Genomic DNA, 12,962 nt, shown 5'->3' on the forward strand with positions numbered 1-12,962 from the left:
CGAGACTCAGGCCTTGCGTTTTGTTTTGGGGTTGTTGCCGGCGCCCTTCTTTTTCATTTCTTCCACTTCCCGTTGCAGGGTTTCAATCGATTCGGTCAGCGGTTTCGGATCGAAGCCCTCGCCTTTTTGCTCTAATTTTTCCAAACGCGCCGGCAGATCGCCGAGCATTTTTTCAGGCGTGATGGCCTGCAATTGCTGCACGGTGCTGTTGAGTTTGCCGTCAAGGACAGCGACGTTCTCTTTCACTGCGCCCAGCAACTGTCCGGATGCGGCAATTTCGCCGGCAATGGCTTCCAACTGACCAGCGGCGGCAAAGTCGTTGCTCTTCACTTCCAGGGCCTGGATTTTAGTGTTGAGGGCGGCAAACTGATCGTTGAGCGCCTGTTGGTTGTCGGCAACTTTCTTGACCTCGCCGGCAATGATGGTCTGTAGCTCATCCTTCAGCCCGGCGCCGTGGTGGGCCGGAGCGCATTGCGCATCCTTGCATTGAAAGGAACCCAGGCAGGAAAACAGCGGCCGGCAGAGCTCGCTGATCGAACACTTCACGCCTTCGTACATCGACGCGGCTGTCTCTTTGTTGACCAGAGACACGGCAAAGAGAAAAATTCCGATGAGAAAGGCAATGCACACAGCCAGACCGATGGCCATGGCAATGGCCCATTGCACCAGGCGGAAGGCGCCGATGATGATCAGGCCCACGGAGTTGAGGACGCCGCCCTCGGGCGAAGAGCTGGTCAAATAGGCCAGCAGGACAAAAATTAGAAGTACAATCGCTGATTTGATGAGCGGGGCGCGCATCATATTCGTTTTCATCATTTACTCCTCCGTTAGGGAACTCGCTGTCCAGTCTCTGGTAATCAATATGTCCGCACCGTGCAGGTCCGTCCCCGCCGGAATGCGTGTATCAGTTAATTCTGTGTGGTTTTAGTGTATTTGGTTTCGAACGGCAAGGGAAAATATGCGGCTTCGCCGGCTCAAGTTTGATCATGTCGCGCTTGCGCTTTTGCAGGCGTCGGCTAAGGCGTCGCTCCCTGGCTCGGCGTGGGAGCGCCGCACCCGGTCAAAGGCGTCCTGTTGGACGACAAAGGCGTCGACCACGGCGGGATCGAAGTGTTGGCCAACTTCGTCGACAATGCGCTGCACCGCATCGCGATGTGGCATTCGCTTCGCCGGCTCAAGAGCGGCGGTCAATTCCTCGTAGGCGTCGGCAAGAGCCATGATCCGGGCCTCCAGAGGGATCTGGTCGCCGTGGAGGCCATAGGGATAGCCTTGGCCGTCCCATCGTTCGTGGTGGTAATAGGCGACGTTTTGCGCAACCGCCAAAAAGCCGCTGCCTTTGACCTCTTCTTCCATGGCCTTGATCACGTCGCCGCCCTTGATGGCGTGCAGCCGTTGCAGCGCCTCTTCCCGGGCGTCTAGCGGGCCAATCTTTTGGAGAATCTCGTCGGGTATCGCCACCTTGCCGATGTCGTGGAGAATGACGCCCTGGTACAGGTTCTGGATGTACGCCGGGGTGACGACGGCTGAATATTCGGGGCGCTGCGAGAGTTCGTCCGCCAGCAGGCGGCAGTACTCCCGGATGCGTTCGAGGTGATTGCCGGGGGTGACGTCGCGGTACTCCGAAAGTTTGGCCAGGGCAAGAATGGCCGCATTTTCCGTTTGCCGGATTTTGTTGAGCGAGGCGAGCAGGTTTTGTTCCAATGTTTGCCGGATGCCGATGTCGCGGATGACCAGCTGCAGGCCGAGTTTGCGGTCATTGCGCGCCAGCAGGGCCCCGTTGATTTCAACCTCGACCGGAAGATTGTGATGCGACTGCAAGGTGAGGCGGCAATCGGCAACCGGCGATCCTTGCTCGAGCCGATCAAGCAGGTCGGTTTGCACCCTGTGGCGGTCTCGGGGTTGCACCGCGTCAAAAAACGAAGCCCCAGTCGGCGGCGCGCCGCCGTAAAAATGTTCCAGGTATGAGCTGTTGGCCTGGAGGATTTTTCCATCGGCGGCAACCAGGACCACGTCGTCGGCGATGGCCTCGTAGAGAATCCGGTAGCGTTGCTCCGACGCCTTTTGTTCTGCGGTCCGGCGCTTGACCTCCTGTTCCAGGTAATTGGCGTGTTGCGCCAGCCTTTCAGCGGCCTCGTTTTCCGCCCGGCGCAAGAGCGCCTCCCGGCGTCGGGCGCTGGTGTCGGCCCAACTCTGGGTGGCGGCGATAAACACGAAACAGATCATGAAGAATAAATTGCTGAACAAACTGGTCAGTTGATACTTGGAGAGCGATTCCATAAACGAGATCGAGACCAGATAGAAACAGATGAGGGCAAATCCGCTGATCAGAGTCTGGGCAACCGTGAGCGGGGCCAGGGCGGTGTACATCACCATGGCGACGATCAGGCCAACGTAATAGGGCGATTCGACGCCGCCCAGGCGCAGGACGGTGAAGAGAATGACGCTGCCCGCGCAGATGTAGCCGGCAAAGCCGATCACCCAGGCTCGTCGGTGCAGGCGGTCGAAATAGTTGGCCGCCAGGAGCGCGCCGACAAAGCCGACGGCGAAAAGCCGGTAGCGGAGAAATTCAAAGAAATGCTGTGGAATCAGGATGCGGTCAAGGATGGTGAACAGCGCCATGACGCCGGCCCCGGCCAGGAGGATGGTGTACACCCTGCGGTGGTGCAGCTGTTGCGATTCCCGTTGGAACTCGTCGTTGTTGCGCATGCGGTTCGGTGCTCAGGAAGCCCGTAAGGCAGTGGCCGACTGTTTGCGGGCGGCCTGAAACTCGTGTTCCCGCTTGAGAAAGGCGTCGACCACGGCCGGGTCGAAACGGCGGCCGCTGTCTTGGACAATCAACTGCCGGGTCTGCGTATGGGAATAGGCCGGCTTGTAGGGGCGGCTGGATGTCAGCGCGTCGTAGACGTCGGCCAGGGCGACAATCCGGGCGGAAAGCGGGATGGCCTCGCCGGCCAGACCGTGGGGGTAGCCCGAACCGTCCCAGTTTTCATGGTGGAAGCGGGTGATTTCCTGCCCCAGACGGAGAAAGGAGATGCTTTCCGAGTTCTTTTCCGCCGACGCCAGGGCGGCGCTGCCAAATTCGCAGTGGCGTTTCATGGCGTCGAATTCCGGCACGGTCAACCGTTCCGGTTTGAGCAGGATGGCGTCTGGAATGCCGATTTTGCCGATGTCGTGGAGCAGCGAGGACAGGCAGAGGTCTTCGATAAAATTCTCGGTGACCACGGGCGCGAACTGCGGCGACTGCGCCAGCTCGACCGCTAGGATGCGGGTGTATTCGCGGATGCGGAGCAGGTGCGCGCCGGTGCCGTCGTCCCGGCATTCGGCAAGGCGGGCCAGACCGAAAATGGCCGCCTGGCGGGAGGTGTCGAGCAGTTGTCGGGATTCCAGCACCCGCTTTTCCATCTCCTTGGTTGCGGTGATGTCGCGGATGATCAATTGGCAGCATTGGTCGCCCTCGGGCATGGCGACGGTGTTGCCGCTCAATTCCACCTCCAGGGGCTGGCCCTGATAGGTCAGCATCTGCATCTGCACGCCCCTGACCCTTTCGCCCCGGCGCAGGCGGTCCATCACCTCGCCGTGGAGCATGTCCTGATCGCGCGGCGGCAGAAAATCGGCAAAAGGCCTGCCCTGCAGCGTTTGCGGCGACAACTCCAGGAGGTGCGCCCCGTGGGGGTTGATCATGCGGATGGTCCCGGTCGGATCGATCAGGACCACGAGATCGAGGATGTTGTTGTACAGCTCGCGGAATTTGAGGTCGGATTCCTCAAGCAGTTCCATGCGCTGTTTGACCAGCGACTCCAGGTTGCCGGTATAGTGTTTGAGTTCGCGGTTGATGGCCTGCAGACTTTTCTTGGCCCGCAGCGACCGCACCTGGGTCTGGATTTCATCGAAGCACTGGGCCGTGGTGACGATGACGATGCTGAGGAAGAAAAAACTGTTGTTGACCACGTCAATCATGGCCCGGTGGTCCATGGGCGGGGAGCCAAGGAAAACGGTGAGGGCGTAGACCAGATACATGGAGCCGCCCAGCAGCAAGGCCTGGAGCACGGTTAACGGAAGCACGGAAAAGCCGCCTGCAACCATCAACAGGATGCCGACGTAGTACCCGGACGCAAAACCGCCCAGCTTGACGGTCATCAAGGAGATAATCAATGCGCCCAGGAGCATGGCTGCAAACATCATCGGCCGGGTGTGACGCTTGACCTCGGGCTGCTTGAGGAGTCGGAGCATCCCCAGCAGAATCAGGACGAAACTGAGCCGGTAAAAGAAGAACAAGGAAAAAAAAGGGCGGCAGTGGACAAAATCGAGCAGGGAAAAAAAGGAAAAAAACACCACCCCCATCCACAGACAAATGCGCGTCCGCTGATAAAAGAGTTCCTCCATCTCCTGCTCAACCGGCGGCGAAGCGCCCTCGGCAGCCGCCGTGCGCCCGGTCATTCCTTGACGGCCAGGGCAAAGAGGTTGACCCCCGACTGCTCGACCAGAACCTTCACCCCGTCGCCAAAGGGGGTCGGCGCGAACAGTTCCCGCAAATCGTCTTCGCTGCGGTAGATCAACTCCCACTTGAGGAGTTTGTCGAGAAAGAGGGAATCGGGATAAAAGGTGAAATTGCCCAACAGCAGGGCTCCGCCGGGTTTGAGATGGCGGTGGCACTGGGTGATCAGGGCGCGGAACAGCCGCGGATCAAGATAATCGCACAGGCCGGCAGAATAAATGATGTCGAGCGGCTCGATGTGATGCTTGGCCCGACCCAGCGACCATTTGATGACGTTTTCACTCATCAGCCGGATTGAGGCGCGGTGGGGAAAGATGTTGACGTACTGGTTGGTGTACTGCAGCGCCTCGGAGTCGATGTCGACGCAGAGGGCCTCGACGCTCTCGCTGTACTCGCAGTCGGCCAAAAAATCGAACAGCTCCCGGTTGGGGCCGCAGGCCAGGTTCATGATCCGGGTGACGCCGCCGCGGGCGGCGATGGGGCCGCTTAAGCGCATCAGCTGTTCTTTCATCAGAATCCGCCGGCCGCGAATGGCCAGCGAGCCGGGACGCTGGAGGCAGAAATCGTCGATGATTTCGCCGAGCTTGCCCTCGCCTTTGGGAATGTTGGCGTAAATATGCTCCATCATGAGAAAATCGCCGGCATAGCCCTTGGGTTTGAAGTAGGCCCGTTCGGCAAAGCGGCTGCGCATGAGATACGGAAAAATCTCCTTGAACACATAGCCCCACATCACCTCGGCATAGCCGCTGCCGGCCATGGTCTGCTCGAAATCGGCCAGAGAACCGTTGAGTTCGGCCAGCACCGCATGGCAGCGGGCTTCGCTCTCCAGATCCTGTTTGCCTTCGGCCTCGGTTTTTTGCAGGCGGTGGGAAAGGTTGAACAATTCTGATTTAAAGGTTTCCATCCGACTGCTGATGCTGTGCCATTGCGACGAGTGCAGCAAGGGGGCCGGCAGGGGTTTGGCCTCGGTGTAGCGGCTGGCGTGGCGGGTGGAGAGCGAGTCGGCGTAACCGGCGATCGGTTCGCGTTCGCCGGCGATGCGCCGGAATTTGCCGCAGATCTTTTGGGTGAGAAAGAGGATGAAGTCGGTGAACAGGCTGGGGTGTTGTTCCCGCAAACTGTCCATCACGTCGCTGTCGAAGATGCCGACCCGGACCTGGTCCACCGCCTGAATGTCGCGAACCCGCGACTCGCCGTCGAAATAGCCGATTTCCCCAAAAAATTCGCCGGCGCCGATCAGGGCTACGGTAATCCGGGTGTCGGAACGGTCGGTGTAACTGACCTCCACCGCGCCGCTGACCAGAAAATAAAAGGTGTTGGTCGCCGCGCCCGGAGCAAGAATCGGTTCCCCGGCGGCAAACGAACGCACCACGGCAAAGGCAAGAATCGGTTCAAGCAACGAGGTGGTGAGCGACGAGGCGTCCTGAGACGCCGTCGGGACAGCGGGGGGAGATGTCATACGCTTTCCTTGGGGCTGAGTGTGATTCGGATCGGGGGGAGGTGAAGAGATCAGAAGGCGGTGACCAGGCCAATGGTTGCCGCGTGCGCCCCGCCGTCGGTGAAGGTTCCGTCAATGCCGGCGTCGTTGGTCACCGAGCGGCTGCGAGTGCGGTGGTACATGTAGGAAAAGCCCACCTCTGTGGCGCTTGACCAGCGGTAGCGCAGTCCAGCGCTGTACACCCTCGCGTTGGTGTCGGGCAGTTCAAATCCCAGGGTTTCGGCAGGCACGGGCGTCTCTTCGTAGGCAAATCCCAGGGTGGTGGTCCAGCGGTCGTTCCAGGCGTAGGTCAGGCCGAGGCGGTAGGCGTCGGAATCCTGCCAGTTTTTGGCGACGGCCCGGTCAAAGGGATCAAAGGGCGTACCCAGAAAATTTTGCCCGAACTGAAAATCCAGCTCCTTGAACGACGACCAGAAGGTCCGGTCCCAGCCCAGTTCCACGGTCAGGCGGTCAAAGCTGTAAGCGGTGGCCAGACTGAGTACGGCCGGCAGGGTAATGTCGATGGACGAGGGGCCGGAGTAGGGGGGGAGCGGCATTGCGCCCAGGAAAGCCTTGAGATCGCCGGTTCCCGACAGGTTCAGGTCGACCTCGGAACGGTAGGTGGCGGCAAGGGTCCATTGATCGAGGGGGCGGACGGACAGAGCCAAATTGTAGCCGAGTTGGGTGTCGTCGGCGTCGGCGGAGCGGCTGAGGCTCGTTAACGGATCAATTGTGGGAAAGGGCGGATTGAGCACTTCATTGTCGACTTCGCCCTTGGCGTAGACAACCCGGATGCCGCCGCCGACGCTCAACCACGGGTTCACCTGGTAGGCGACGGTGGGATTGGCCTCAACGTTCAACAGCGAAAATTGCTCCGCGCTTGCCTTGGGGAAGGGCTGGCTCCACTGCTTGGCCAGGCCGTAGGGATAGGTGAGAGAAAATCCGAAACGGAAGTCGTTGTATTCCGGCGAAACAAGGTGCGCAAGCGGCATAAAAAAAACCTCGCTGTCGGAAGACCCGTTCAATGCGGCGCTGCGGTTGTCGGTGTAGGTGATCGAGGGCAGGGTCAGGAGGGTCAGGCTGGTTTCCAGCAGCCACTGATCCGCAAGCCAGGTCATGTTGGCCGGGTTGTACGAGCTGGCGTCCGGGCCTGGCGTAAAAGCGACGTGCGCGCCGGACAAACCCACGGCGCCGAGCGACTGGTTGGCGATGCGGAAACCTGAGGCCTCGGCTTGGCTGTGCGCGCCCACGGCAACCAGCAGCAGGCTCTGGAGAACAAGCCGTGATCCTGTTCGTATGCTTTGGGAGATTTTATGACCTCTGTTCGCCATCATAGACCTCCTGGGAAACAGTCGATTTCAGATCGGCGCAGCATTCAATTTTGCCGGCACGGAGGAGTATAGCATTGATTTGAAAAAATAAAATGAAATTAGTGCGCCAGTGGCCCAATTCAGGGGCGTCGCCTGCCGCCGGGGAACGCCTGGCCGGGGCCACGGTTTTCCTTGACGCCCTCAAGCCAATAACGGCATGATGAGCGCTCCTGTTCGTATAGATTCATTCTGGCGCCTGGCATGACAAAAGGCAAACCTGTTTTGAGGCCTCCGATGCGATTGAAAAGTTTCCGCTCTTTCCTGTGGACGGCGCTCGCCCTGTGGTGGACCGTGGGCGGCGTTTTGCCGGCGCGGGCCATGGAAGACGACGGTTCCACCCTGTACGCCCGAACCCTGCTTGAGCAGATCAACAATTATCGGCAGGTCAACGGGCTGGCCCCCCTGCGGTTCGACGCCGGTCTGACCCGCCTGGCCAAGAACCACAGTTTTGCAATGTTCCAGCAGAAACGGATGAGTCACCGCAACTTTGACGAGCGTTTTGAGCGTTCCGGCAGCCGTCTGTGCGTGGAAAACGTGGGCTGGAATTACAGCAACCCGCTCAAGCAATTCGACGCCTGGCGACATTCAAGCGGGCACGACGAGAACATGTTGAAAGACGGGGTCGCCAAGGCGGGCATTGCCGAGATCGGCAAATACGTCACCTTTTTCGCCTGCAAGTAGGCGGCGGGCTGCGGCTACGCAGCGGATCAGGCAGGGGTTCATTTGCCTCTATCTTTTTTTTTCTGAATTCGATATAACCCTCGGCTGAGCGCCGGCAAGTCCGCGCGCCTTCTTTTTTTTATGGAGGAAACGGGTGCGATTCCCGTGCTGTCCCGCAACTGTGATTCCGCGCCCAGCGGAAGAGCCAGACACTCCTCTTGAACGTGGGTCTTCGTGGAATGAGACGCCGACGCCGCGCCAGCGGTTCTCGCATCCTCCCCCCTGACGAAACACGCTGTTTTTGTAACTGCTCGGATTGTTGAGCCTGTGCGGCCACCGGAGTCTATGGGGCAACCATCAGTCGGGACGAAGACGTTTCCGCTGCCCTTGCGCTGCTTGTCGCCGCAACCTCTGCAGTCCTTTCGCTGATCGCATCACATCTTGGGTGGTTCTATGGGGCGCATTATCCTTGTCACCGGCGGGGCTAGAAGCGGCAAAAGCAGCTTTGCCGAACAGCTGCTTGCCGGCTTTGGTCCCGAGGTCGGCTATATTGCCACGGCTCAGGCGCTGGACGCCGAGATGGAAGACCGCATTGCCAAGCACCGGCGGCAGCGGCCCGAATCCTGGCGCACCTTTGAGGCGCCGACACGGCCTTCGGCCATCATTGCCGCGCACGGCGAGGAGGCCTTCGCCGCCCTGCTGCTTGACTGCCTGACCGTGATGATCACCAACCGGATGCTGGCCCAGACCATGGATTGGGATCAGCCGACCGTGGCCCAGTTGAACGCGGTCGAGGCCGACGTGCTGGCCGAGATCGAGGCGATCATTGCCGCCGCCTCCGCCGGCCGGGCCGATCTGATCGCGGTTACCAACGAGGTGGGCTGCGGGATTGTGCCGATCAACCCGCTGTCCCGTTTCTTCCGCGACTGCGCCGGCCGGGTCAACCAACGGATGGCCGCCGCCGCCGCGGAAGTCTATTGGGTGGTCGCCGGCATTCCGGTGCGGATCAAGGGTTAAGAGGGAAGGGGAGATGAAGGCGCTCGTGCTGATGATCCAGTTCATGACCCGGTATCCGATTCCGCTGCAGATCGATTTCACTGCCGAGCGCTTTGTCCAGGGCATGAAATGGATGCCGCTGGTCGGTCTGTTGGCGGCCCTGCCCGCCGTCGCCGGTTTTGCGCTGGCCGACGCCTGGCTCGGCCGGGAGGTGGCTGCGATTGTCGCGGTGATTCTCCTGATCACTGTCACCGGCGGCCTGCACCTCGACGGCATCGCCGACACCGCCGACGGGCTGTTCAGCTACCGCTCCCGCGAGCGGATGCTGGAAATCATGCGCGATTCCACTCTGGGGGCCAACGGCGTCATCGCCCTGGTGCTGACCATTCTCCTCAAATACATACTCCTTCGCAACATCCCCGCCGACGGCGGCGCCCTGGCCGTACTTATCACGCCGGTGCTGGGCCGCACCGCCCTGACCTGGCATTCGGCCTCGGCCCGGTACGCCCGCGAGGAGCGCGGCATCGGCGATTACGTCAATCAGACCGGCTTGGCCCAGGCGGCGGCTGCCACCTTGGTTTCGCTCGCATTGGTCGCCGGCGCGCTCCTGCTCTTTGGCGTGCCGCTGTCCCGGATTCCCCTGCTGCTCGTTGTGCTCCACCTGCCGCCGATTCTCTTGGCGGTGTTGTTTGCGCTCTACCTCAAGCGGAGGCTGGGCGGCATCACCGGCGACACCATCGGCGCCAGCATCGAACTTTCGGAAACCCTCAGTTTCCTTGTCTTTCTTCTTGTCTGGAACTATCCCCTATGAACACCACCACCTTGTATCTCATTCGCCACGGCGAAACCGAACAGAACAAAACCGGCATTCTCATGGGCAGCACCGACACCCCGCTCAACGATCACGGCCGTCTCCAGGCCGCATCGCTGCGCGAACGGATCAACGCCCTGCAAGTGGATTCGATCTTTGCCAGCCCGCTCTCACGGACGGTGGAGACGGCTACCCTGGTTTTTGGCGAGGATGCGCCAATCATCACCGACACCAGTCTCCAGGAATTCCATTTCGGCGATTGGGAGGGCATGCATTTTTCCGAGATCGCCAAGCAGTACCCGGACATCTGGCAGATGTGGCTGACCGACTGGGAACAGACCCAGATCCCCGGCGGCGAGATGTTTGCCGCCTTCAAACACCGGGTGATCAGCGTGGTCGAGGAGATTGTCCGCCACAACCCCGGCAAACGGGTGGCGGTGGTCTCGCACGGCGGTTGCATTCGCTCGCTGTTTGCCCATTTCTTTTCCGAGTCGGTGTCCAAGGGATACTGGCAATTCAAGGTCGACAACGCCACCCTGAGCGAAATCGAATTCATGGGCGAACTGCCGATCCTCATCCGCTTCAACTATCGATAGGAGCCGTCATGGAACTGCTGCAGAAGACCCTGGACGCCATCGCGCCCACCGACCGAGCGGTCATGGCCGCCGCGCAGAAAGAGATCGATTACTGCCTCAAGCCGCCGGGCAGCCTGGGCAAGTTGGAGGACATCGCCCGCCAGATCGCCGGCATCACCGGGAAGATCCACAACCGTATCACCAAGAAGGCGATTGTGGTGATGATGGCCGACAACGGCGTCTGCTCCGAGGGCATCGCCATGTATCCGCAGGATATTACCCGCATCGGGGCCGATTTCGTCACCTCCGGGCGGATGGGCGTTAATTTCCTGGCCAACTACGCCGGGGCCGACGTCATCGCTGTGGACGTCGGCATCCAGGTGGACGTTGATCTGCCCAAGGTGCTCAATCGCAAGGTTCGCTACGGCACGGCCAATTTCCTTGAGCAGCCGGCCATGAGCCGGGCCGAGGCGGTGCAGGCGATTGAGGTCGGCATTGAGGTGACCAACACCGCCATTGACCAGGGCTACGATCTGTTTGGCGCCGGCGAGATCGGCATCGGCAACACCACCGCCAGCAGCGCCGTGCTCTACGGCTTCACCGGGGCCCACATCGACCGGGTGGTGGGCCGCGGCGCCGGGTTGACCGATCAGGCCTTTGAACGCAAGAAAGAGGTGGTCAAACAGGCGGTGCGGCTGCATCGGCCCGACCCGGACGACGCCCTGGACGTGCTCTCCAAGGTGGGCAGCCTCGACATTGCCGGCATGGCCGGGGTGTATCTGGCCTGCGCGGCGCGGCGCGTGCCGGTGGTCACCGACGGCCTGATCTCCAACGTCGCGGCGCTGACCGCCATACGGCTCAAGCCCGAGGCGGTCGACTACATGATTCCCTCGCACATCTCCTTTGAACCGGGGGCCAAACTGCTCAAGGAAATCACCGGCCTGGAGCCGATGCTCGACATGAACATGCGCCTGGGCGAGGGCACCGGCTGCGCCCTGGTGTTCAGCATTATTGAGGCCGCGCTGCGGATGATCGAAGAAATGGGCACCTTTGCCGCCATAGGGAAATCACGCGATGAAATTGGGAACCACGTCATGGCTTACCGGGGAGAATTTCCTCGATAACGCCCGTCTGGTCGAGGGCCGGGTCGACTTTGTCGAGCTGCTGGTTTACACCTGGGATCGGGACATGCGGGCCAAGGTGGTCTCCTGGCTCGACGCCCTGGCCGGGCTGGATCTTGAATACACCCTCCACCTGCCCACCGACGCGGCAGCCGGGGCCTGGGAGGCCGCCCGGTTTTTCGCCGAGAGCGGCTTCCCCCTGCTCAACATGACCCTGCATCCCCTGCCGGGTTGGCGCGATCTCGCCTGGCCCGCCCTGGTTTCAGTGGAAAATCTGATCGATCAGGTCGAGTTCCACCCGCGTTTCACCTTTGACCTCACCCACAGCCTGCTGGGCAGGCCCTTGCCCGACCATTACCTGCCCCACATCGTTGAACTCCACCTCTCCGGCTTCGACGGCCGGAACGATCACCTGCCGCTCGACGACGCCACCCTGCAGCGGGCGCTCCCCTATCTGCAGGAGGATCGGCTGGTCTGTTTTGAGATCTTTGATCTGGACGAGGCCCTGGGGGCCGTGGACAAGGTGCGAGGAGCGGCGTCGCCCCCGGCTTAATCGGAAGAAGCGATGGGGCAGGTCAGCTGTTGCTGGAAAAAGGGGGGAATCATCCGGTCGATCAGGCAGCGGGTGCGCCAGGGAAAGCGGCCGTCGATGAAGCCGACGTGGCCGCCGTGGGTTTGGACGGCCAGGCGCACGCCGGGTCCGATCTGCTCCGGGCCGGGGACGTTGCCCGGGTACATGAAGGGATCGTCCAGGCTGTGGAGGATCAGGGTCGGGGTGGTGATGCGGTGGAGATAGCCGATGGAACTGCAGCGCTGGTAATAGTCGTCGGCCCCGGCAAAACCATTGAGCGGCGCAGTCACCTGCTGGTCGTACTCCCACAGGGTGCGGACCCGGTCCAAGTCAACCCGCAGCGGCGATTCCACGGCGGCGAATTTCCGGCGATAGGCCTGTTTTAGCCGGGAGAGCAGGTAGTGCTGGTAGATCCGTGAGCCGCCCTGCTCCAGCCGCCGGGCCGCATCAGCCAGCACAAAGGGCACGGACACCGCCGCCGCCGCCTGCAGCAAGGAGGTCGATCCCGCGATGCCCAAATAGCGGAGCAGCAGGTTGCCGCCCAGGGAAAAGCCAAGGGCCGCCGCAACCGGCCGGCCGCTGGCCTGGAGGTGGCGTAAAACCTCAGCCAGATCCTCGACGGCCCCGGAGTGGTAGGTGCGGGGCAAGCGATTGGGCTCGCCGCTGCAGCCGCGCAGATGCATGAATACCGGTTGCATCCCGGCCCGGCAGAGGGTGTCCATCACCGGCAGGGCGTAGTGGGAGCGGAGGTTGCCCTCCAGGCCGTGGAGCATCAGCACCGTGGGGCCGCTGTGGCCGTCTGCCCAGGCGAGATCGATGAAATCGCCATCCGCCAGTTCCACCCGTTCCCGCCTGAGCGGCAGGGCAGGGCGGGTGCGGAAGAATT

Annotated in this window: 12 protein-coding genes and 1 riboswitch; of the genes, 6 read left to right on the plus strand and 6 right to left on the minus strand. The window is 61.3% G+C overall.

What is annotated here, in order from left to right; translation table 11 throughout:
* Positions 1-6: 6 nt before the first annotated feature.
* The 5 genes from RCH93_RS15140 to RCH93_RS15160 form a co-directional block, all read right to left on the minus strand.
* Positions 7-816 (minus strand): hypothetical protein, encoded by an 810-nt coding sequence (locus tag RCH93_RS15140; protein WP_306549258.1) that lies wholly within the window; start codon positions 814-816, stop codon positions 7-9.
* Positions 817-984: 168 nt separating this feature from the next.
* Positions 985-2,706: an HD domain-containing phosphohydrolase gene (locus RCH93_RS15145; protein WP_306549259.1), complete on the minus strand. Its 1,722-nt coding sequence runs from the start codon at positions 2,704-2,706 to the stop codon at positions 985-987.
* Positions 2,707-2,718: 12 nt separating this feature from the next.
* A complete protein-coding gene (locus RCH93_RS15150; RefSeq protein ID WP_306549260.1) occupies positions 2,719-4,437 on the minus strand; it encodes an HD domain-containing phosphohydrolase in 1,719 nt (572 codons plus the stop codon).
* Positions 4,434-5,954 (minus strand): cyclic nucleotide-binding domain-containing protein, encoded by a 1,521-nt coding sequence (locus RCH93_RS15155; protein ID WP_306549261.1) that lies wholly within the window; start codon positions 5,952-5,954, stop codon positions 4,434-4,436. Before RCH93_RS15155 ends, RCH93_RS15150 begins: the two co-directional genes overlap by 4 nt.
* A 50-nt stretch (positions 5,955-6,004) precedes the next feature.
* Entirely contained in the window at positions 6,005-7,306 is a 1,302-nt protein-coding gene (locus RCH93_RS15160; RefSeq protein WP_306549262.1) for an OmpP1/FadL family transporter, read from the minus strand.
* Between the two features lie 270 nt (positions 7,307-7,576).
* Between RCH93_RS15160 and RCH93_RS15165 the strand changes: the two genes are divergently transcribed.
* The 6 genes from RCH93_RS15165 to RCH93_RS15190 all read left to right on the plus strand — a co-directional run bounded on the left by RCH93_RS15165 (position 7,577) and on the right by RCH93_RS15190 (position 12,058).
* The gene (locus RCH93_RS15165) at positions 7,577-8,023 is read left to right on the plus strand and encodes a CAP domain-containing protein (RefSeq protein WP_306549263.1); all 447 of its coding nucleotides are present in this window, start codon (positions 7,577-7,579) and stop codon (positions 8,021-8,023) included.
* Between the two features lie 118 nt (positions 8,024-8,141).
* Positions 8,142-8,217, plus strand: a riboswitch (cobalamin riboswitch).
* Positions 8,218-8,455: 238 nt separating this feature from the next.
* Positions 8,456-9,019, plus strand: coding sequence for a bifunctional adenosylcobinamide kinase/adenosylcobinamide-phosphate guanylyltransferase (gene cobU / locus RCH93_RS15170; RefSeq protein WP_306549264.1), 564 nt, complete (start codon positions 8,456-8,458; stop codon positions 9,017-9,019).
* Positions 9,020-9,032: 13 nt separating this feature from the next.
* Positions 9,033-9,809 carry an adenosylcobinamide-GDP ribazoletransferase gene (gene cobS / locus RCH93_RS15175; RefSeq protein ID WP_306549265.1) on the plus strand — a complete coding sequence of 259 codons (777 nt, stop codon included), beginning with the start codon at positions 9,033-9,035 and terminating at the stop codon, positions 9,807-9,809.
* Positions 9,806-10,405, plus strand: coding sequence for an alpha-ribazole phosphatase (gene cobC / locus RCH93_RS15180; protein WP_306549266.1), 600 nt, complete (start codon positions 9,806-9,808; stop codon positions 10,403-10,405). Before cobS ends, cobC begins: the two co-directional genes overlap by 4 nt.
* 8 nt (positions 10,406-10,413) lie before the next feature.
* Positions 10,414-11,508 (plus strand): nicotinate-nucleotide--dimethylbenzimidazole phosphoribosyltransferase, encoded by a 1,095-nt coding sequence (gene cobT, locus RCH93_RS15185; RefSeq protein ID WP_306549267.1) that lies wholly within the window; start codon positions 10,414-10,416, stop codon positions 11,506-11,508.
* Positions 11,459-12,058 carry a hypothetical protein gene (locus RCH93_RS15190; protein ID WP_306549268.1) on the plus strand — a complete coding sequence of 200 codons (600 nt, stop codon included), beginning with the start codon at positions 11,459-11,461 and terminating at the stop codon, positions 12,056-12,058. The genes cobT and RCH93_RS15190 overlap by 50 nt, the downstream gene beginning before the upstream one ends.
* Here the strand turns inward: RCH93_RS15190 and RCH93_RS15195 are convergent.
* Positions 12,055-12,962, minus strand: a 908-nt coding sequence (locus RCH93_RS15195; protein ID WP_306549269.1) for a hydrolase, incomplete at its 5' end; no start/stop codon positions are given. The genes RCH93_RS15190 and RCH93_RS15195 overlap by 4 nt on opposite strands.

Source organism: Desulfobulbus sp., from assembly GCF_030824455.1.
In the GTDB taxonomy this organism is placed as follows: domain Bacteria; phylum Desulfobacterota; class Desulfobulbia; order Desulfobulbales; family Desulfobulbaceae; genus Desulfobulbus.